Consider the following 22,068-nt stretch of genomic DNA (forward strand, 5'->3'; position numbering starts at 1 on the left):
TTTAATTACAACTACAGCAGCAGGAGGATAAGGATACACTCCACAATACCTGAATATGAATAGCGACAATTGACGAAAACGGTATATAGGCATTGGGCGAACCAACCGCAACCCCACTGGTTACCGACGGGCTAACCCCCGGAATACAGGCGCTGTAGCCAGATATTCCTCTGCTAACCATACTCAAATGGTTACGCAGATTTCCCTGCCAATCGGCTGGAATGGCCCGGCAGACAAACGTATTACAAATGGCCTGAGATGCGCCCAGATGGATACCGATACCGTATAAATCGGCCAGACTGGCTCCACTGTTACACGTAATGCGGGCGCGCTGAATGGACGCCAGTATTTCTTTGATGAGCTGATCGATTTCGTTGACGGCCTGTACTCTCGACATACCCGGCAACCGAGTAGAATAACTTCTGATTTTATTGACATCGAAATCCAGGCACGTAATGGTATTTATACCGGCGATGGCACTGCTCAGTGCCGCCTGAACATCGGTAATGGTACCGGGAGCAATGACATCTGAACCCAGTCGGCCCCACGCCAGTCCTAGCTGATTGACACCTGAATAAAAGACACTCAACTCTTTGTTACAGAATCGTCCCGGCCTTCCGGTTCGGCCCGTTGTTGGCGTAGTACCTGTTGCATTTTTACTGACCGTAAACGCATGACGTGACCGAATCACACCATCATTATTGAAATAGGATCTTATTTCGTAATTGCCTTCGGGTTGGCCAGCCAATTCCATCGTGCCGCTTTGTTTTCCATCGGCATATTTCCACACGATGTATTTGTCATCGGCACTACCGGGCTGAGCAATGCTGATCCAGTCGCGGGCGTTGCCGGGCAGTCCCGAAAAGTCAACCAGGATTTTCTCACCAGGCCTATAGGAAGGGCGCTGCGTTTTAACGGACAGGTTTTGATCAGCGTTACCGACCCTGAACGGCACTCGTACACGTACCGTTCCTTCGTTATTGTAGTAGCCACGAATTTCATAGTTGCCATAGGAAAGGCCATTGAAATTCATCGTTCCGCTTCTATTGCCATTCGTATAAGCCCACACGATGTATTTGTCATCAGCGCTGCCGGGTTGGGCAATACTGATCCAGTCCCGATTATTCCCCGGAAAGCCTGAATAGTTTACGAAAATTTGTTCGCCGGGAGGGTATATCGATTTGGAAAGACTAACCGATTGGGCATAGGTGAACGTAGCAAAAAGCTGTAGAATAGTTGCTGTTGATACGTAGAGAATTTGTTTCATAGCAGATAGATTACAAGCGGAGTCATCGCTTATTTACCTGAATCATTTACAACTAGGCAAATCACTAAACAGGAATTCAGGTACGGACATGCACGTCGTATATTCCATCGTAAGTTCCATATCTAGGGTCAGCGTGACAGAAGCCCGCGAGCCCGCCGGAAGATTAGTCCCCCGGAGTCGGAACTGGATGGCCCTGGGGGCGAGACTGGTTGGATTACGACCGACTAATTCCGTCCTGATCGTGTTATTAAGACCCTCCAGTCCTTCAGCAAATAAAAGAGCATTGATAATGCTGGAGCCAACGGAACTGAGGGGAAGTGCAGCAGGTATCTTAGACAGGTCAACCATTTCGTATTTGGTGCCTCCCTGTGTGCTGGCTTGAATAGACTGTATACGGAAGTTCTGGGCGGTGTTTCCGGCGTTGGGGACAAGTCCGACGCTCAGGCTGGTAAGTTCGAAGCTATCGATAACCGTATTGTAATCGACTTCATCCCCCAACGCATCCACCAGGGTAGAGGTATACAAAAATCCATCCTGGTCAGTAGCGCCAGTCGTGTTAATCTGGTAAACCAGGCTTTTTTTGCCCTTAACCGTTTTTTTTACTTTTCGACGGGATTGGCATCCAGTTGCCAAAATGACTAGTGCCAGCAATGAGAGCAGTACCCGTACACTTAACCGTAACTGGCCTCCTTTTAACATGTTATATTTCATGGGTTTACTGTGTTTGCTTGTGAACCGAACCGAAAGCCTATTGATGTATAACCGGTCAGTGGAACGGGTCCCCCAACGCCAGCACCCAGCGAGAAAAAACCCAACTGAGCATGTAGGCCGATGCCGCCTAGAAACGGCTGTTTTGTCTTCAGATTAGCTACAACCGACTGTGTTCTTGCATTCTCGACATAATCGTAATGCATATCGAAGGTACCCATCTGGTAACCTGCCCACAGAAAGGCCCCCAACTGTTTGCTGCTCACGCCCGCCTGAACGTATCCGAAATGGCTCTGAAGTGCTACGTATCGACCGATGTCTGATTTATTGTAAGCATACCCTACATTCAGCACCAGGGGCGAATTCGTAAGGAAGTACTGCCCGACATCATGCCGAACACCTACGTTGATAATCTGGAGTTTACCGAAATCTCCGCCGAAATCGTAGGGGACCAGACGTAACGACAGTTCGGTTCCTTTGATACCGCCAATGCTGAGTTGCGGAATTGCCCACAGCATTTGTTTCAGCCCGTAGCCGCCCGGAAAAACATACTTCAGTCCGTTGTCACCCCGTACCGAAACCGATTGATTAGCGCCCACAATGGTCGGCACCGTAGCCGTTTGCTGGGGCGTAAAGTTTCCATCAGAGGTGGCCGTAAAGGTTTTTTGCGAAGACATCGGCATTGCGCCAATCGCGGTCAGGTTGAACCGAACGTAGAACCGGTTGTCAATCCGAACGGATGGCTGCAAGCCGGTATTCATCCCTGAAATGACCAGATCGGCCAGGGGTTGCAGATACCCATTTTTGTTCTCGCCTAAATAAGCATTCAAATAGCTGCTCACCTTTTGGGCGCTGACTGGCCCAGTTGTAGCGATGAAGACAGCTACTATAATCGGTAGTTTTTTCATGGTCGGATTGGAAGGAAAGCTATTTCCTGATAGGCTATGCTTCCTGACCTGTGCAACATCAACTGACGTGCATATAGATTAAGCGGCATACCCTAACAAAGCTGAAAATTAGATAGTTAGCCAACCCGACATCAATACCCTCGTGAGGGTATTTTTTGTAACTTACCCTCGAACTTACCTCCTCTATGAAACCTCTCTATCGAAAATGGGCGCTCTGTATAACGCTCGCCCTCCTGCTCTCCTATGCACATGGGCAACTCACGGTGGAGGTAGGTGAGCATTTTCGTCAGGAATCGCTGGATCGTCAGGTTCAACTGCTCGAAGACGCCACAAAACGGTTAACGCTGTGGGACGTAGCGCATCGAACCTTCAGGCCGCAAAAAGACCCATCCATAAACGTAGGATTCTCGAATAGTTTTTACTGGGTTAAATTCAAACTCCATAACCCCGACGCTCAGGCAAAGGAGTTGCTGCTCGAAATCGAAAATCCGCACATCAATAAACTCCGGTTATTCACGCTCGCCGGGAATCGATGGCACGTCAGTATGCTCACCGGCGACCATTTTCCGTATTCCCAACGAATCATTGAACATCCTCACTTTTTGTTTCCGATTACGGTACGGGGGCACCAAAGCATTACGGGTTATCTATGGGTCGATAAACATGGCGAGCAGATACAGATTCCGCTACGTTTATGGGACAAAGCTTATTTCAACTCCCATTCCTACCAGCTATATCTGGTTGCGGGGTTCATGATTGGTATTGGCAGCCTCTACTGTGTAGCCTGTTTTCTCGCGCTTCTATTCTTCCGCCAACGGATTATCTTATATTATTTTTTCTATCTCAGTTCGATATGGCTATTTATGATAGCCCACACGGGCTTTGGTTTCGCTCTACTCTGGTCTGAAAGCACCTGGTGGACCAGTGTGGCCCGTCCGGCTACTGCATTACTGATTTATTTGTCCTCTTATTTATTCATTCAGGATTTCTTTAACCTGCGCCAGACGCGTCCTTATTTATACTGGTATACAAACGTATTGCTCGCTCTCCTGACCATTGCTCTCGTTACGTTTGGGTTGGAGAGTCCTGCGCTCGGCCTGTTTGAAAACTACTGGTATAATCCACACTATTACAGTGGCGAATCGCTCCTTCAGTTTATGATACTCATTCATATTCTGTACGCGATATGCATTACGTCGGTACCCTTTATCTGCCTTTATATCTTCGTTAAAACGAGGGAGCCAGAAGGTCTTTGGGCCGCTTTTGGGTTTATGATGATTCTGTTCTCGGCCACTAACATTACCTTCGTACATGCCGGTTATCTTCCCGACAATTACATCACTCAGAACATTCCGCTGGCTTCTACGATCATCGATGCGATTATTTTATCAGTACTGATCGCCAACCGGTTTAAAAATATCTTTCTGCAAAATGCCCAGATTTCAGCCGAACTGGCTGAGCAGCGACAACGTAACGCCATCCGCCTGCTCGAAGGGCAAGTCATCGAACGAAGCAGACTCTCGCAGGAGCTCCACGACGGTATTAGTCTGACCTTGGCCAACATTCGGCTACGTCTTTCGCTATTGTCCGAAAAACTGAATGGTCACCAACCCGAAGCCGAGCAACTGGTCGAAGCACTGGGCGATGTTGGACAGGATGTCCGGCAATTTTCGCACGCTTTATCGCCCGTTTTGCTGGAACGATACGGACTCGTTGGCGCGCTGGAGGAATTGATCGAAGATGTACGTAGCAGTCACCCAGAGCTAACATTATCACTACAGGCAGAGTCGATACGTAGCGAAGAAATTCCGCCCTTAGTGAATCAGACGATTTATCAGGTTGCTCTTGAACTGCTGAACAATGCTACAAAACACGCGCACGCCAGCCAGATAACCGTGGCGTTGAAACAGACCGACAACAAACTCATGCTTATTGTTTCTGACGATGGCTTGGGGTACGACGTAGCAGAAAAGAGCGCAGGAATTGGCTTACAGAACGTAACAGCGCGGATTCAGTTGCTGAATGGACAACTTACCGTACACCGGCTGCCAAAGGGTATGGAACACGTAGTAGACATACCCGTTCAAATCAAATTGTTCTCGTAAGCAAACTTTACGAGGTCGGCATTGGTATGCAGATGGAGTTTTTTGAAGATGTTTTTCTTATGGGTATGCACCGTATGCTTGCTAATGAACAGGCTTTCAGCCAGTTCCTGTTCGGTCATTCCCTGCGCCGTTAGCCGTATAATCTTCTTTTCCTGCTCCGAGAGATCGGCTATCTCCGAAAAACCTGCTACGTTCATGAGTTTATCGAATGTCGATGTTCCCCCTGTTTTAATATAGCGGCTCAGATACGTTTTTCCCTGTTGAACACTGGCCAGTGCTTCGGCCCACTCGGCTTTGAGGGCATCCTTCAGCAAATAACCCCGAACGCCCATTTCCAACGCTTTTTTGATCAAACCACTGGATTGATACGCCGAAAAAACAATGATTTTCAGGTTGGGATGGCGTTGATGAAGCTCGGGTACTATATCCAGACTATTTTTTCCTTCAATATTCAGATCGAGAATCAGTACGTCGGGTTGCGCATCCGCACATACCGACACAAGTTCTCTCAAGGACGTAGCAATACCGGTCAGGTCATAACCGCCAATGCTATCGAGCATCAGGCGAACTCCATCGAGCACAACCGGATGATCATCGGCTACCACAATTCGAACAGGCATAATGTGCTACGTAGTAAAGGTTTTATTACTGATCAATCGGTAGGATATATAACATCCTACCGATTGATTATCAGAAATATAGATCAACATACATCCTACATCATACATGTATGGTCAGAAGCCGAAGGTGATGTTGCGTATGGATACAAGTAAAGAGCAGCATATCACGTACCGTCAGTTTCCCCAGAGCCGGATGCGGTATGCAGAACGTATCGAGTTCTTCTTCCGACCACGTATCAGTCGCTTCCGAAAGTGCCTGATAAATACCAGTGAATCGTTTCACAAGTTCGCGTTTTTCGACCTCCGTATCTTCGGGGCGGGGCGACATCGTGGGTGGCGCTTTCACCCCTGAGGCCAGTACGTTCTCATAGTTCGTCCGTAATTCCTGATACGTATGCGACGCTACGTCCGGGCTATCCCACTGCCGAAGCACCTCACGCGGGCCGGTCATCAGCCGAACTATCGGACGCGCCGACAGGTACAGATGCTGCGTTACGTCGGCTATCGACCATTTATCAGCAGGTCGTAGATAAAAATCGTGTTCGGGCACAGAGTTGATAACATCTATAAATTGTTGACATTCATCGGCTAGCCGATGTTGTAGTTCGGTGGCAGTAGGTGTCATATTTTCGGGATAAATCCTTACTTTTGGGTAAAGATAGTATACCGGCCTACAATAGATGCATCGGTTGGTACGTAACAAAACAAACGGACTAAACACGAAAGAAACGAATGAAAAAGTTCTTGTTCTTCAGCTTGTTCATTGCCATTTCCTGGAGCGCTTCGGCACAGAAGGAAGTGAGCTATCACGGCAAAAAAATTACCGAAGCCGGTGCCATCCCTGCTACCCAGTTAGCCAGCCAGATGGGCGATAAAGAGAAAATAAACACCAAGGTAGAAGGCACCGTTGAGTCGGTCTGTAAGGTGAAAGGCTGCTGGATGAAAGTTAAAACCGCTGAAGGTCAAACCATGCGGGTTATGTTTAAGGACTATGCATTTTTTGTTCCGAAAGATATTGAAGGGAAAACCGTTGTTGTAGAAGGTCTGGCCGAAACAACGACTACGCCCGTTGCCAAACTCCGTCATTACGCCGAAGATGCCGGGAAATCGAAGGAAGAAATTGAGAAAATCACCGAGCCTGAAAAAGCCATTACGTTCATGGCCGACGGTGTTATCGTGAAAAAATAAAGTACGATTTCCAACGGTTGTTACGGGATCAGAGTCTTACCTAAAAAGTAAATGACAATGATAATGTTCACAACACGAATAATTGGATTTCTGGCTGCCGGATTGATAACTATTGCTTCCTGTAAATCAGGCGATTCTTTATCAAACGATCAGGTACCTCCAGCCGACAAAGTATCACTTGGTTTAGATCAGTCAGCCCGAATCGGCTCACAAATAGTAGTCCGTGTCGAATCGATCCAGGATAGCCGCTGCCCCGCCAATGTCACTTGCGTTTGGGCAGGACAAGCAAAAGTACAGGTGAACCTGTCGAAAGACACCGACTCGAAAACCGTACAGCTGATTCTGGGACAGGATCTTCAGAATAAAGAAAACAAACGTCCTGATTCAACGGGTGTTACGTTGGCAAACGAGGTTTATAAGGTAGTGCTACGTGAGGTGAGTCCTTACCCGGAAACTACCCAAACGACCGAACCGAAAAAAGCAGTCGTACAGGTGACAAAACTTTAAAAACAGTTTCAAAAACCCCTAAATCCCCTGAAGGAGACTTTGCCCGAGAATGAGCAAAGTCTCCTTCAGGGGATTTAGGGGTTTAAAGAGATTTCTAAAAAGTTTTTCTGTATTTTCAGGCCGTAACTTGATACGTTACGGCCTTTTTTTGCGCCGTCTTCATCTGCTATGATTAAAAAAATCTACCTACTAGCTGGTTTATCGTTACTGGCCTCCCCCCTCTTTGCACAACGCACTCTAATTCACTGCGGCAATCTTTTCGATGGTGTGAGTAATACGTTGCAACCCCAGATGACCATTGTTGTAGAGGGCAATAAAATTACAGCCTTACAAAAAGGGTACACAGCTGCCTCTGGTCAGGATCGGGCAATTGACCTTAAAAACAAAACCGTTCTACCCGGCCTGATCGATATGCATGTCCATCTGGAGAGCCAGACCCGACGCGGAGGAGCTATTGATGGATTTACCAGCAATCCGGCCGACGTTGCATATCGGGCAGCCCGCTACGCGAAAACAACCTTGCTCGCAGGTTTTACTACCGTGCGGGATCTGGGCGGTTCGGGCGTAAACGTATCACTGCGAAATGCTATCAATGCTGGGCTGGTTGAAGGTCCTCGTGTACTGACCGTTGGGAAATCCATTGCGACAACGGGCGGCCACGCTGACCCAACGAATGGCTACCGAAAAGACCTCATGGGCGATCCCGGCCCTGAAGATGGCGTCATCAATAGCCCCGAAGATGCTCGAAAAGCTGTTCGCCAACGTTACAAGGATGGCTCGGACCTGATCAAAATTACAGCGACGGGTGGTGTTTTGAGCAATGCCAAAGATGGTTCAGGACCGCAGTTTACGGAAGAAGAAGTAAAGGCAGTTGTTGATGCAGCCAAGGATTACGGCTTTGCTGTAGCAGCTCACGCACACGGAACAGAGGGTATGAAACGGGCAATTCGGGCGGGCGTACAGACCATCGAACACGGTACATATATGGACGATGAAGCCATCGAGCTATTCAAAAAACACGGTACGTACTACGTCCCGACGATCATTGCCGGAAAAACCGTAGCCGACTCGGCCAAACATTTTGGTTATTACACAGCTTTGGTAACACCTAAAGCGTTGGCGATTGGTCCGAAAATTCAGGCAACTTTCGGCAAGGCGTACAAGGCGGGTGTGAAGATTGCGTTCGGCACCGATGCAGGTGTGTTTATTCACGGATACAACGCCAAGGAGTTTGAATACATGGTTGAAGCCGGGATGCCAGCAATCGAAGCGATTAAATCCGCTCTGCTCACAAATGCAAAATTATTGGGTATGGAAACCCAAATCGGCTCGCTTGAAACCGGAAAGATGGCCGACATTATTGCCGTCGATGAAAACCCGATTCAGAATATCAAAACGTTGCAAACGGTTCGCTTCGTGATGAAAGATGGGAAGGTGTATAAACAGTAAGTCGATAGTCAGGGGCCGCCAACGCCAGCTACTGGAGACGGCTAACTATTGACTGACGACTTATTTCTTTTTCTTGACTAATTCTTCTGGTACAAACTGGCAGCCGGGTAACACATCGACCACCTGGCTCCAGTCGCGGATAATCCAGTCTTTATTGGGTTCGGCAATCCAGACTTTGCGGGATTTTGTGAATAGCCAGATTACCTTTTCTGTACCAAACTGAAGCAATTTTGTTGTTTTTCGTTCGTAGTATTCGAAGTCGGAATCAAACTGGCTCATGTCTGCTTTCGTATCTACTTCGATAGCAATCTTGGGAGGTACCCAGGCGTATTTTGTTTCGTCTTGCCCTTCTAATGTAGTTAGCTCAAAAATTGCTACGTCGCATGCACGCCAGTCCCCCTTATCGAACTGAATGCCTAACTCGTTCCCCAATACGTCGTACACGTCCAAATTCAACACGGATAGCAAATATGCAGAAATTCGGACGACTAAGCGACTCTGTAAAATACTCGAACTCATAACCTGCTCTACTGTTTTTATCCCGTTCAGGACATCTTCGTAGCCAGCATAATAGACCGGCTTGCCGTCCCACATTTCGTAGACGAGCGATTTCAGCAATCGGGCACGCTCGGCCCGACGCTGTTTTTGTTCAGCAGTAAGAGGAAGTCGTTTGGAATTATTGGTAGCTTCCATCATCGAATGATTTTGCTCCGACAAGGTACGAAAAAAAGTTGATAGCCATCAGCCGTAAGTGACTAATAACTACCAACTGTCGACTAAATACTATCAACTACTAACTCGATAACCCCAACATCAAACCCCGTAATTCAGCCAGCCCACGCAACCTGCCAATGGCCGTGTAGCCTGGATTGGTACGTTTACCTGACGTCAAATCATCGAGCATGCGGTGGCCGTGGTCGGGGCGGAAGGGCATCCGGTGATCGCTACGTCCTTCGGTCTGGCGTCGTTTCTGTTCATTCAGGAGGGCGCGCATTACGCCGACCATCGGTACGTCGCCTTCAAGGTGATTAGCTTCCTGAAAACTACCGTCAGCGTTACGTTCGGTGCTACGTAGATGAATGAAGTGAATGCTTGGCCCCAGCCGTTCGACCATACCCGGCAAATCATTATCGGCCCTAACGCCGTACGAACCCGTACAAAAACAAATACCGTTAGATGGCGACGTAGCAGCAGCCAGCAACGCCCGTGCATCCGCTTCTGTACTGACCACACGTGGCAACCCCAAAATCGGATATGGGGGATCGTCGGGGTGGATGGACAGCCGAACGCCAACCGACTCAGCAACCGGAACGATTTCGCGCAGAAACAAATACAGATTCTGACGTAGCTCATGATCGCCGGTATCTTTATACGTAGCAAGCGCATCGCGGAACTGCTCCACCGTGTAACTTTCCTCTGAACCGGGCAATCCGGCAATGATGGTACGTGTCAGCCGCTTCACCTGCGCGTCGGACATCGAATCGAGTTTGATACGTGCCTGTTTTTTCTGGTCGTCGCTGTATAAGTATTCGGCACCGGGCCGCTGGAGGATATACAACTCAAAAGCGGCAAACTCTGTAGCATCGAAACGTAATCCGGTCGACCCGTCGGGCATGGGGAAATCGAGGTCGGTACGTGTCCAGTCGAGGACGGGCATGAAATTGTAACAGACCGTATCGATGCCCACTTCCGCCAGATTGACGATGGACTCCTTATAGCTTTCAATGTATTGGCGATAATCGCCCGTTCGTGTTTTGATGGCTTCGTGAACAGGGATACTCTCGACCACCGACCAGGTCAACTGGTTATTCTCGATTTCAGTCTTTCGCTTCTTAATTTCCTCAACAGACCATACCTGCCCGTTGGGAATATGATGCAAAGCCGTGACAATACCGGTGGCACCTGCCTGCCGGACATCATTGAGCGATACGGGGTCATTCGGACCGAACCACCGCCAGGTTTGTTCAAGCATAAGTATTTAGTGATGAGTGATAAGTGATGAACGATGAGTGATAAGTGTATTTGGCGTCAGCTTACTCATCGCTCATCACTACTTTTCCGGGTAAATAAGCAGTTAATTCTTCTTTTCTCCCCAACTTATCAGGTATTGTTTTGCTTACGCCAACTACTTCGGGGCGCTTTCGTTGGCGCATTGTCGCTTTGTTGTTTCTCGCAACAACCATTAATTACATAGATCGGCAGGTGCTATCGTTCACGATGACCGATGAGTTGTTTCGGAAAGAAATGCTCGACATGGCCCCCAACGCGGTTCTCACCAAAGAAGCCACCGACCGATTTAAAGTACTTTATGGCGACGTAGATGCCGCTTTCAAATTCGCCTATGCGATTGGATTACTGATCGCAGGCTGGCTTATCGACCGAATCGGTACCCGGCGAGGGTTTGCACTAGGTATTCTGATCTGGAGCATTGCTGGCGTACTATCAGCTTTTATAAAAAATATAACGGGCCTGCGTTGGGCGCGGGCCGTGCTGGGATTGGGGGAGTCGGCTAATTTTCCATCGTCGATTAAAACCGTGGCCGAGTGGTTTCCCCGAAATGAGCGGTCATTTGCCAACGGTCTGTTCAATGCCGGTACCAACGTAGGTATTATTCTGACCGCTCTGTTTGCGCCGTATCTGATTCTGCAATTTGGGTGGCGTAGTTCATTTCTGGTGACGGGTTTACTCAGTTTCGGACTGCTGATTTTGTGGTGGCTGACGTACAGCAAACCCGAGCGCCACCCTAATCTCAGCAGCGACGAACGTGCTTACATACGTAGTGGTCAGGAAAAAATACCTCCTGTTAACGTATCGTGGGCGCAATTGCTGGGTTATAAACAAACCTGGGCTTTTGCAGTAGGAAAATTCCTGGCTGATCCGATCTGGTGGTTTTATATGTCGTGGCTCCCCGATTTCTTTAACTCAAACGACGCTTTCGACCAAACGCTCGATCTGAAAACATTTGGCGTGCCTTTCCTGATTATTTACATTGTTTCGGATGCCGGGAGTATTTTCTTCGGCTGGCTCAGTACGCAGTTTATGAACTGGGGCTGGTCGGCCAATAGAGCCCGAAAAACAACCATGCTGATTTGTGCGCTGTGCGTGGTCCCGATTTTGTTTGCGGCCCAAACCAGCAGTTTAACCGTAGCTATTGCCCTGTTATCGCTGGCAACGGCTGCCCATCAGGGCTGGTCGGCCAACATGTACACGTTTGCTTCGGACTTATTTCCCAGGAACGTAGTAGCTTCGGTGACGGGCATCGGTGGGATGTTTGGAGCCGTTGGTGGCATTCTATTAGCCTTGTTGTCAGGACGTATCATTACGTCATTTGGCTATCTGCATATGTTTGCCATTGCCAGTTGTTCGTATCTGGTGGCCCTGATTATCATTCACTTAATATTGCCAAAACTGGAACCCGTTAAAGCCGAAGAATTAGAGCAAAGCAGTCATTGGTCGGTAATTGGCCGTTCGTAGATTATCTTTAATACGGCAACTATGCATAGATGCAGGAAGAAAAAGCTAAGAAATTAGAATAATTTATTGTTATTCAGGTCGTTAATTTCGGAACTTTTCCGGGCTTACAATCTGGTATCGTATCGACCTTCTATTAACCTAAACAAATGAAGATTATTACGTTTGGTGAAGTGATGCTTCGGTTAAGTCCACCCGGTGTCGAACGGTTCACCCAGGCTGATTCATTGACCATGCATTTTGGAGGAACCGAAGCTAATGTATGTGTATCGCTGGCTCAGTTTGGTTTCCAGGCCGCTCACGTAACGCGGTTTCCAGACCATGCGCTGGGAAAGGCAGCAGCAGGTTACCTTCGCAAATACGGCGTCGATACGCAATACGTTCGATACGGTGATGGGCGATTGGGGCTTTATTTCCTGGAAACCGGCGCCGGTAGCCGGGCCAGTCAGATTATTTACGATCGGGTCGATTCGGCGTTTGCACGTATCATTCCCAGCGACATCGATTGGGAGTCGATTTTAAGAGGAGCCGACTGGTTTCACTGGACGGGTATTACGCCAGCGCTGTCGCAGGGAGCCGCTGATTGTCTGCTGGCGGGAATTCAAACCGCGAATCGGCTGGGGGTTCCGGTATCGGCGGATATTGTTTATCGGAGCAACCTTTGGCAATACGGTCGTCGTCCGCAGGACATTATGCCCGCTCTTACGGAAGGTTGTACACTCGTGCTGGGTAGCAAAGGGCTTTTTTCGGATCTCTACAACGTAGTGGGTAGTACGTTTCAGGAAGCGGGTCGGGCCATGATGAAGCGTTTCCCGAACATCCGCTACGTTACCGATACCAAGCGAGTTTCGGTAACGGCGTCGCACAATCAGTTGTCAGCCAAGCTGTTCGACGGACATAGTGTGTATAAATCGCGGTTACATGACATTCGCCCCATTACCGACCGTATCGGCACGGGCGATGCCTACGTAGCGGGATTGATTTACGGTCTGTTGACGTTTAACGACCTGCAACGGGCCGTTGAGTTTGGTGCAGCGGCATCGGCCCTGAAACATACAATTCCCGGCGATGTGAATCTGGCCACAATAGCCGAAGTAGAAACGCTGGCGAGTGGCGATACGTCGGGGAAATTGAAACGATAGATTTTGTTATGATTTGCTTTACTACGTACTGACTTTCGGCTAATGGCAACGTATCAACTCAAATTAGTGCCTAATTTGGACATTCAATAAGTTAGGTACGTCTGGGTAAGTCGGTTAGCCAAGTAGTTCGTAATATTGCTGAATTATGAAAAAATAGGGTTCAACTTTATTTATAGTTAATAATTATTATGCTTGCTGAGCAAAAAGTCTCCCAGTCGACCATGTCAAAACTAACCCGTTCGATACATCCAGCACCTGTCTTTCCCGAGAAAATTCTCCAGTTTGGCACCGGCGTATTGCTACGTGGTTTGCCCGATTATCTGGTCCAGAAAGCCAACGCAGCCGGACGGTTTGGTGGCTCCATCGTCATTGTAAAGTCGACGGATGGCCAGACCGACGAATTTTCCGATCAGGATAACTTGTATACGGTCGCCGTTCGGGGTGTTCAGCAAGGGCAGGATGTTGCCGAAACAACGATTGTTTCGGCCGTCAGCCGGGTTTTGGCGGCCCAAAGCCAGTGGAAGGAAATATTGATGCTGGCCCGGAATCCTAAACTTCAAATCGTTATCTCAAACACGACTGAAGTAGGTTTAAATTACGTAGAGGAAAGTATTTTTCAGCAGCCTCCTCAGTCGTTTCCGGCTAAACTGACGGCTTTTCTATACGAGCGCTTCCGGAGCGTGGGCGGCTCTCGCGCCAAAGGTCTGGTGGTAATTCCGACCGAACTCGTTACCGACAACGGCCTTAAGCTGCGGGAAGCCGTTGAAAAACTTTCGGAATACAACGAGTTGGGGAAACTGTTTACGAAGTGGCTCAAATTTCATGTCCGGTTCTGCAACTCGCTTGTCGACCGCATTGTGACGCGCCCCACGGAGGAAGCCAAACAGGCTCTGCAACAGGAAGCTGGTTACGAAGACGAGTTGCTAACCTTCACTGAGCCTTACCACTTGTGGGCTATCGAGGGCGACGACCGGGTTCGGCAAATGCTCACGTTCGCCGATGCGTCGACCCCCCAGATTATCATTGACGAAGACATCAATTTTTACCGGGAGCGTAAACTTCGCGTATTGAACGGTTCGCATACCCTGACGATGCCGCTAGGTTATCTGCTGGGTCTGGAAACGGTAGCCGACGAAATGCGCCACCCTTTCATGAGTCGGTTTATCGAGTCGCTGATGCTCAACGAAATTGTGCCTACCGTACCGGATTATGGCATTCCGGGCATGGATAAAGCCGCCGTAGCACAGTTCGCCCGCGACGTACTGGACCGGTTCCGTAACCCGCATCTCGACCACCTGCTGTTGAATATCTCGCTTCAGGAAACGGCCAAAATGCAGGCCCGTAACGTAGCGACCATTCAGCGATATTTTGAGACATTCAACGCCGTTCCCAAACTTACGGCACTGGGTTTTGCGGCTTATCTGCTGTTTATGAAAGCGGTACGTGAGGAAAAAGGGCAATTCTTCGGCGAAATCAACGTAGCGGGTGGCGGTGTACTCACCTACCCCATCCGCGACGACAAAGCCGGCTATTTCTACGGCGACTGGAAGACGGTTAAAAAGGGGACTCCTGCCACGGTAGACGCCTTTGTGAAAAGCGTTCTGTCCGACAAAACGCTCTGGCAAGTCGACCTCACTACGTTGCCTGGCTTTACCGATGCCGTAGCCGAAAACCTGAACGCCATGCTGTCTTCGGGTGTTGAAAAAACGCTGGAAAACGCACTTTCCTGAACATAGTCATTGAGTAACAAAAATCCCGGCAGTGATACGTATCGTTCAGACCTGAATGATACGTATCACTGCCGGGATTTTTGCGTAAAGACTGGTAGATATATCTGGAGTAACCGTACTCCACGATCTGCCTCTTTACCAACAAGTTCGTGCAAAGATCGCAATAGTAAGTCACACAATTATCCATTTTTATCCATCTAGTTTATTATTACTATTATTTGCATACATTTATCTCCTGATTGACTTCATACCTAAACAACTTCCCTTTATGTTCACTATCTCTTACTACCCACTGGCGGTAGTGGTCAGCTTTTTGACCATGCTGTGCTGGGGCTCGTGGGGCAACATGCAAAAAATAACGGCCGCGAAGGTACCAACCACTATTTTTTACCGCGACTACACGTACGGTATCCTTTTGCTGAGCATACTCCTGGCTTTCACGTTAGGCAGCTTTGGTACTCACGGGCGCGCTTTCCTGCCCGATTTTCGTCAGGCTACAACTACAAGTCTGATCTACGCACTAATTGGTGGTATCATTTTTAATATTGCCAACATCCTGATTGTGGTGGGAATAGAGCTGGCCGGATTGTCGGTGGCGATGCCCGTTGGTATTGGTCTGGCCCTGATTTTAGGGGTCGTTGTAAATTATATATTTGCCCCAAACGGTAGTATTCCTCTATTGTCGACGGGTGTTTTTGCCATTTTTCTGGCGGTCGTTTTTAGTGCTTTGGCCTATCGTTCCAAGGCAGATTCTAATCAGTCAGTCAGTATGAATGGCCTGATTATCTCACTGACTGGGGGCTTTCTGATGAGTTTCTTCTTTTATTTTGTGGTGAAAGCCATGTCTATCGACTACACAAATCCAACGGCGGGCTTTCTGACTCCTTATACGGCTTTGGTGATCTTTGCTATAGGGGTCGTGGCCAGTACTCCTCTGTTTCTTCCGTTGCTACGTCGATTTGCCAGCAAGCCTGCCGATAGCGAGATTTATTACTCTGACGTAAAACGTCGTTGCCACCAGCTTGGTATGCTGGGTGGTATGATCTGGTGCCTGGGTTTGGCGTCGAGTCTGCTGGCTTCGGGAGCGGCTGGCTACGCAATTAGTTACGGATTGGGACAGGGCGCGACGATTATCGCCGTGTTGTGGGGTGTATTTCTATGGCGTGAATTTCGGGGGGCCCCCACTACGGCCAGTCGATATTTGGTAATGATGGGCTTTTGTTACGTTCTTGGATTAGTCCTAATTATCTCTGCGAAGTAGTAGACCGGACCATCAGCTTTGTCTAATTTATATAATGTAAATAACCGACCGATAGTCCATTTAACTAGCTTGCTTACAGCGCATTGCTGACGCTCGGGGCTTCGACAGGCTCAGCCTGACAAACCAGCTTGAGTCAAGGAATTTGAGTAGACTGTCAGGCTGAGCCTGTCGAAGCCCCGAGCGTCAGCAATGCGTTTACTTATCCGTTATTTATGTTAGCTCAGCCGTAGAAACATCTGCTACGTATACTGCAAGGCACTTTTCGAACGTAGTGCGCTGATACGTGGTCGAGTGCTACGTTCCGCTAACTCCCAGAGCTGTATGAAATCCTTACTATTTGGTTTGTTTTGCCTAACAATAGTCGGGGTTTTTTCCTGTACAAAACCGTCCGCATCGCGCCCGAATATCCTGTTCATACTGGCTGACGACTGGAGTTACCCCTATGCGAGTGTATATGGCGACACTACGTTAAAAACGCCAAACCTCGACCGACTGGCGCAGCACGGCACTGTTTTCACGAACGCCTTTTGCGCGTCGCCATCCTGCACTCCCTCACGAGCGGGCATCCTGACCGGGCGCTATCCGCACAATCTGGGTGAAGGTATCAATCTGGTCGGACGGCTCGATTATCGTATTCCGACGTATGTACAGTTGTTGAGCAAAGCGGGTTATTCGGTGGGTTTCGACCGAAAAGGGTGGGCACCGGGTGATTTCAAAAAAATGGGCTATTCGGAAAATCCGGCTGGAAAAACAATGAATTTCGATACGTTGCTGGCACAAGTATCCGACGATCAGCCCTTCTTTTTCTGGTTCGGCACGAACGATCCACACCGTCCGTTCAATCTGGGCGACGGCAAAAAAACAGGCATTGATCCAACAAAAATTCACTTACCGGCTTTTCTTCCCGACGTACCGGACATCAGAAACGACGTAGCAGATTACCTATCAGAAGTGGAGCGGCTGGACCGTGAAATCGGTGAACTTCTTGATAAACTCGACAAAGCGGGTCGATTGGAAAATACCATCATTGTGGTGGCTTCGGATAATGGGATGCCTTTTCCGCACGCCAAAGCTAACCTGTATGACTACGGCACTCACGTACCACTGCTCATCAGCCGGTTTTCAGATAATGTAAAACAGCCCGAACGTAACGATTCCTTCGTAAACCTGATCGATCTGATGCCTACCTTTTTAGATTGGGCGGGTATTCAGGAGCGCCCCGAACTGGATGGCATCAGCCTGGTATCTGTACTGGCGGGCGAAAAAACCGTTCATCGGCCGGAGGTGTTTCTGGAGCGTGAGCGTCACTGCCTTTGCCGGCCGCAGTTTAATTACGGAGCCGGTTATCCGATGCGCGCCATCCGAACGAAAGATTACTTATACATCAGAAATTTTCGCCCCGATCGAATGCCCGCTGGCGACGAATCGATGCCCAATACACCTTCGATTTTTGGCGATGTGGATGGTGGGCCCACTAAAGTGTATATGATGGACCATCGGAACGAACCGGTGGTAAAACCACTGTTTACGGCAGGTTTCGCCCGTCGTCCGGACGAAGAATTGTATATCCTGAAAGATGATCCTTTTAATCTGCAGAATCAGGCTAATAATGCTACGTATGCAACTATAAAAAAGGACTTACAGCAACGGCTCGCCAATTGGATGAAACAGGAAAATGACCCCCGTCAGAACGGTGGTGGCGATCAGATCGATCGTTACGAGGCCACCACTCATGCCTGGATAACCCGAACTGGAATGATTCTACTGGATGAGAAATGAACGTATGTTTTTTGTCATCCTGACGCAGGAAGGATCTTAAAGTATCCAAGCACTCTAATGAGGATGCCTTAAGATCTTTCCTGCGTCAGGATGACAAAAAGACCGTCACTTCACTAATTTAATATAATTATCAACCAGCGTTTCCAGCACCGGCATCGTTACCGTTCCCTGGCCTAAAATTAAGTCGTGGAAACTCCGGACATCGAATTTCTCACCGAGTTCACGTTGGGCTTTCTGGCGTAACTCCTTAATTTTCAATTCACCAATTTTATAAGCTAATGCCTGTCCGGGCCAGGATATGTACCGATCTGTTTCGGTCGTGCAGTCATGTACCGATAAAGCGGTATGCGAAGTCAGGTAATCGATAACCTGCTGACGTGTCCAGCCTTTGGTATGAAGACCCGTATCAACTACCAGCCGACACGCCCGCCACATTTCAAACGTCAAACGGCCAAAGTCACTGTAAGGGTCCTGGTAAAAGCCCATTTCCTTACCGAGCCACTCACAATACAACCCCCACCCTTCACCAAACGAATCAACGTAAAGGTCACGACGGAACTCGGGCAGCCCAGTCAATTCTTTCGATAAGGCCGACTGCAAATGATGACCCGGAACGGCTTCGTGCAGCGTAAGCGATTCGAGTGTGTAGAGCGGTCGACTGTTCAGATTATACGTATTGACCCAATAATAACCAGGCGTTTTACTGCCCAGGGGCGCCCCAATGTAGCGTCCGCTGGTGTATTTGGGAGCCAGCGCATCGGGTACGGGCGCTACGCCATATTGTTGCCTCGGAAGTTTACCGAAATACGCAGGCAGTTTATCGTCGGCATGCTTGGCAATAAAACTGGCTTCTTTGAGTAACTGAATGGGCGTTTTGGCGTAGAACTGCGGATCTGTTCGCAGGAATTTCAGAAAATTCTGAAAAGAACCTTTAAAGCCTGTTTTGGTAATGATCGCCTGCATTTCTTTCTCGATACGTTCCACCTCGCGTAGCCCCATTTGGTGGACAGCTTCCGGCGTTACGTCGAGCGTTGTGTAATACCGAACACGCTGTTGGTAATACGTCTTTCCGTTCGGTAAATCCTGCGCAGCAATCGTCTGACGAGCACCAGGAATGTACTCCTTATCCATGAAATCGCCAAACCGTTTGAACGCCTGAATGGCTCCTTCCATCACTGCCTTTTTGCCGGCCTGCTGCAACTGATTCCGCTCAGACTCAGACAGTGACGTTGGTAATTTCAGGAAAGGCGCATAAAAAACGCTACGTGTCGGATCAGTGACAATGTGATTCTGATACGTTATTTCGTAGCCTTTCAGGATAATTTTCGGTGCTGTAATGCCGGTTTTGAGGCCCTGACGCATCACCGTCACTACGTTCCCTAGATACGTCGGTAGTGAGTTGAGCAGCTTTATATACGTATCATAATCAGCCGCCGTCCGGAACGTCAGGTAATTTGGTACGAACGACAGACCAATGTGCGGCCCGTAATCCGATGTGAGCGGATTTAGATACGATTTCAGTTCGTATCCATCGATGTCTTCCTGCAAGGTATACCGTAGCAATTCTTTGTTCACCTGATCGACCTGCGAAAGCGATTCAGTCGGGATGGCTTTGAGTCGGGTCAATTGCTGTCGATAAAAAGCGACCTGCCGACCAAATGCGATTTCTGTGTAATCTTCCATCGACTCAATCTGGGTTTTGAGTCCCGCAAACACAGCCTTCATGGGAAATTCTCTTAACTGGAAAGCCCAGGTGCTGTCGATAATCTGATGCAGTTGCTGAGTTGGCGACTGGGCGCTGGCGTATACGTAGCTATATAGAGAAAAAACGCTCAGAATGAGCCAAGTGCGGAATTGGAATAGCATGGAAGTATACGAGATGGTTGCTCTAAAATAGCAGAAAACCAGCAATAAAGCGGTCAGAAAATAGTGTGATGTTGCAACGTAACCGTAAATTTGACCGTATAAATCATTGTACATTCTCGTACGCTTGCCATCAAACATTTCTTTTCATGCAAAAACTGTTTATTGCGTTATTTCTTTTAGTTGCTCCCCTCGTTAAAGCCCAGAAGTTTACTGCCCTCAAACTGAATGCGGTCGTTGGTTATGCAACTCCCCTCGATATGTCGGCGGGCAAGGGTGGATTTGTTTATAGCGTAGAACCCCGTTATCACCTGACGCATCAACTGGCTGTCTGCCTCCGTTTCGAACAGGCGTACATTCAACGTAGTGAAATTCTGAACAGCAATTTAGAGTATCCCAGCCAGGCGAAATTGAACACATCGGGCGCCATAATCGCGAACTATGCTATTGGCACAAAAACAGTACAGCCTTTTATCGGCATCGGTGCGGGCCTGTTTCATGTTGACCCCAGCACGCAATTGCTCAATGGCCCTAGCAGTAGTATCTATCGGTTCACGTTACCCGCTGCAAACCTGATTGGCGGTATCGTTCGGATTGGCGTAAACTATTCTGCGCTCACAGCCGAAATCGCGGGAAATATAATGAGTGATACGTCCATCAACTACGTGGGTATGAACAGCGAACTTATTGGAAAGAACACGTATCTCACGGCTAAAGTGGGGTATACATTCGGCGGCAGACAACGCTGATACGTTGAATCTCTTTAACGTAACGGTGTGATCTGTTTATAGACGTAGCATTCGAACGTAACGCCGGAACGTTACGTTCGAATGTGTTCAGGTCGCGGGCCAATGCCAACCAGATAAGCCGGTATCCGTCGCAGAAATGGTACGTGTCGCAGCAACCAGAAAAAGGCCGATGGAATGATGGTTGCGCGGGCGGTCGATGCATTGATGAGTCGGCGATGGACGGCAATCTGTCCCGACTGAATCACCCGAACCGGCCACATCCGACGTCGCTGAATCTGAGCCAGTTCGTCGATACGTACCGGGCCTTTCTGAAGCGATTTGGTTAATTGGTTGACGGTTGCGACAGCGTCCTGTATCGCCAGATTTACCCCAACGCCCCCCGCTGGCGACATCGCATGAGCAGCATCCCCGATGCACAATAAACCAGGTTTATACCACTGCCGCAACCGGTCAATTTTAACCGTCAGCAAACTGATTTTATCCCAGGAATCGAGTTCTGCAACGTAATCGCCAACGAAAGGAGCCAACTCGCGAATATCGGCCTGTAGAGCCGTAAGGCCGCGATTTTTTACCGCGTCAAATTGTCCTTTAGGAATCAGAAAGCCACACTGGAAATAGTCATGTCGGTCGATAAGCACCATGAACTTATCACTTTTAACGTACCCAAGCGATTGCTCGCCGATAGCCGGATTTTTTGGAATACGCATCCAGAGAACATCAATCGGTACGCCAAAATCCTGCACCGACAAGCCCGCTTTCTCCCGAATAACCGAATGGCGACCATCTGTCCCGACTACTAAATCGGCTTTGATAGCCAATTCACCGGTGGACGTAGTGGCTTTGACACCAACTACATTTCCATTCTCTTCCAGTAAATCAGTCGCTTCCGTTTGCATGAATAGGTTGAAAGTTGGGAATTCTTTCGCTTTGCTGGACAGAAAATTCAGGAAATCCCACTGCGGCATAAAGGCGATAAACTTGCACTGAGTTGGCAAATGAGCAAAATCGGCGATGGGAATGGTCTTGCCTTCAAAGGTTACCTGGACACCCCGAAGCTCCTGATGGGGTACTGTTAGAAATTCATCCAGCAAACCCAATTCGGCCAGCAACTCCAGCGTGGATGGGTGAATGGTATCACCCCGAAAATCGCGTAGGAAATCGGTGTGTTTTTCCAGCACAATCACCTCCACACCCGCACGAGACAGCAAAAAACCCAGCATTATCCCGGCTGGCCCTCCCCCAACGATGCAACAGCGCGTTGTCACTACGTTCTGTTCGTTACGATTCTCGGACATAGATTCGGCAGGTTTTTAGAACAAAC

19 protein-coding genes are annotated in these 22,068 nt (G+C 48.7%); 10 read left to right on the forward strand and 9 right to left on the reverse strand.

Annotated features, from left to right (window positions below):
- Nucleotide 1: 1 nt before the first annotated feature.
- The 3 genes from IC229_RS25105 to IC229_RS25115 are packed head-to-tail and all read right to left on the reverse strand — an operon-like array spanning nt 2 to nt 2,883.
- Entirely contained in the window at nt 2-1,267 is a 1,266-nt protein-coding gene (locus tag IC229_RS25105) for a hypothetical protein (RefSeq protein ID WP_190890103.1), read from the reverse strand.
- Nucleotides 1,268-1,309: 42 nt separating this feature from the next.
- A complete protein-coding gene (locus IC229_RS25110; protein WP_190890105.1) occupies nt 1,310-1,978 on the reverse strand; it encodes a hypothetical protein in 669 nt (222 codons plus the stop codon).
- On the reverse strand, nt 1,975-2,883 hold the full coding sequence (locus IC229_RS25115) for a DUF6588 family protein (protein WP_190890106.1): 909 nt from the start codon (nt 2,881-2,883) through the stop codon (nt 1,975-1,977). Before IC229_RS25115 ends, IC229_RS25110 begins: the two co-directional genes overlap by 4 nt.
- 185 nt (nt 2,884-3,068) lie before the next feature.
- Between IC229_RS25115 and IC229_RS25120 the strand changes: the two genes are divergently transcribed.
- Complete coding sequence (locus IC229_RS25120; protein WP_190890108.1) at nt 3,069-4,988, forward strand: sensor histidine kinase; 1,920 nt, start codon at nt 3,069-3,071, stop codon at nt 4,986-4,988.
- On the opposite strand, the gene IC229_RS25125 is transcribed toward IC229_RS25120, so the two are convergent.
- Together IC229_RS25125 and IC229_RS25130 are read right to left on the reverse strand one after the other, a co-directional pair.
- Nucleotides 4,967-5,608 (reverse strand): response regulator, encoded by a 642-nt coding sequence (locus tag IC229_RS25125; RefSeq protein ID WP_190890109.1) that lies wholly within the window; start codon nt 5,606-5,608, stop codon nt 4,967-4,969. The genes IC229_RS25120 and IC229_RS25125 overlap by 22 nt on opposite strands.
- Nucleotides 5,609-5,708: 100 nt before the next feature.
- A complete protein-coding gene (locus tag IC229_RS25130) occupies nt 5,709-6,233 on the reverse strand; it encodes a DinB family protein (protein WP_190890116.1) in 525 nt (174 codons plus the stop codon).
- 107 nt (nt 6,234-6,340) lie between these two features.
- Here IC229_RS25130 and IC229_RS25135 point away from each other — a divergent pair, with 107 nt between their 5' ends.
- The 3 genes from IC229_RS25135 (at nt 6,341) to IC229_RS25145 (ending at nt 8,752) form a co-directional block, all read left to right on the forward strand.
- Nucleotides 6,341-6,796, forward strand: a complete 456-nt coding sequence (locus IC229_RS25135; protein ID WP_190890117.1) for a DUF4920 domain-containing protein — start codon at nt 6,341-6,343, stop codon at nt 6,794-6,796.
- 63 nt (nt 6,797-6,859) lie between these two features.
- The gene (locus IC229_RS25140; protein ID WP_223834185.1) at nt 6,860-7,303 is read left to right on the forward strand and encodes a hypothetical protein; all 444 of its coding nucleotides are present in this window, start codon (nt 6,860-6,862) and stop codon (nt 7,301-7,303) included.
- Between the two features lie 171 nt (nt 7,304-7,474).
- Nucleotides 7,475-8,752, forward strand: coding sequence for a metal-dependent hydrolase family protein (locus IC229_RS25145; RefSeq protein ID WP_190890194.1), 1,278 nt, complete (start codon nt 7,475-7,477; stop codon nt 8,750-8,752).
- Nucleotides 8,753-8,812: 60 nt separating this feature from the next.
- Here the strand turns inward: IC229_RS25145 and IC229_RS25150 are convergent, their stop codons facing one another.
- Together IC229_RS25150 and uxuA are read right to left on the reverse strand one after the other, a co-directional pair.
- Nucleotides 8,813-9,469 (reverse strand): Uma2 family endonuclease, encoded by a 657-nt coding sequence (locus IC229_RS25150; RefSeq protein WP_223834187.1) that lies wholly within the window; start codon nt 9,467-9,469, stop codon nt 8,813-8,815.
- Nucleotides 9,470-9,545: 76 nt separating this feature from the next.
- The gene (gene uxuA / locus IC229_RS25155; protein ID WP_190890120.1) at nt 9,546-10,724 is read right to left on the reverse strand and encodes a mannonate dehydratase; all 1,179 of its coding nucleotides are present in this window, start codon (nt 10,722-10,724) and stop codon (nt 9,546-9,548) included.
- 140 nt (nt 10,725-10,864) lie between these two features.
- Here uxuA and IC229_RS25160 point away from each other — a divergent pair, with 140 nt between their 5' ends.
- From IC229_RS25160 to IC229_RS25180, 5 genes are all read left to right on the forward strand, one after another.
- Nucleotides 10,865-12,226: an MFS transporter gene (locus tag IC229_RS25160; protein ID WP_190890122.1), complete on the forward strand. Its 1,362-nt coding sequence runs from the start codon at nt 10,865-10,867 to the stop codon at nt 12,224-12,226.
- 146 nt (nt 12,227-12,372) lie between these two features.
- Nucleotides 12,373-13,365 carry a sugar kinase gene (locus IC229_RS25165; protein WP_190890124.1) on the forward strand — a complete coding sequence of 331 codons (993 nt, stop codon included), beginning with the start codon at nt 12,373-12,375 and terminating at the stop codon, nt 13,363-13,365.
- A gap of 221 nt (nt 13,366-13,586) precedes the next feature.
- Nucleotides 13,587-15,095 carry a tagaturonate reductase gene (locus IC229_RS25170; protein WP_190890126.1) on the forward strand — a complete coding sequence of 503 codons (1,509 nt, stop codon included), beginning with the start codon at nt 13,587-13,589 and terminating at the stop codon, nt 15,093-15,095.
- A 268-nt stretch (nt 15,096-15,363) separates the two neighbouring features.
- Complete coding sequence (locus IC229_RS25175) at nt 15,364-16,356, forward strand: GRP family sugar transporter (RefSeq protein WP_190890127.1); 993 nt, start codon at nt 15,364-15,366, stop codon at nt 16,354-16,356.
- Between the two features lie 321 nt (nt 16,357-16,677).
- Entirely contained in the window at nt 16,678-18,135 is a 1,458-nt protein-coding gene (locus IC229_RS25180; protein ID WP_190890129.1) for a sulfatase family protein, read from the forward strand.
- Between the two features lie 105 nt (nt 18,136-18,240).
- Here the strand turns inward: IC229_RS25180 and IC229_RS25185 are convergent, their stop codons facing one another.
- Nucleotides 18,241-20,001, reverse strand: coding sequence for a DUF885 domain-containing protein (locus tag IC229_RS25185; RefSeq protein ID WP_190890131.1), 1,761 nt, complete (start codon nt 19,999-20,001; stop codon nt 18,241-18,243).
- 146 nt (nt 20,002-20,147) lie between these two features.
- Here IC229_RS25185 and IC229_RS25190 point away from each other — a divergent pair, with 146 nt between their 5' ends.
- On the forward strand, nt 20,148-20,747 hold the full coding sequence (locus tag IC229_RS25190; protein ID WP_190890132.1) for a hypothetical protein: 600 nt from the start codon (nt 20,148-20,150) through the stop codon (nt 20,745-20,747).
- Nucleotides 20,748-20,818: 71 nt separating this feature from the next.
- Here the strand turns inward: IC229_RS25190 and IC229_RS25195 are convergent, their stop codons facing one another.
- A complete protein-coding gene (locus IC229_RS25195) occupies nt 20,819-22,042 on the reverse strand; it encodes an FAD-dependent oxidoreductase (protein ID WP_190890134.1) in 1,224 nt (407 codons plus the stop codon).
- Nucleotides 22,043-22,068 lie beyond the last annotated feature (26 nt).

It is taken from the genome of Spirosoma profusum, assembly GCF_014699005.1.
GTDB classification, from domain to species: domain Bacteria; phylum Bacteroidota; class Bacteroidia; order Cytophagales; family Spirosomataceae; genus Spirosoma; species Spirosoma profusum.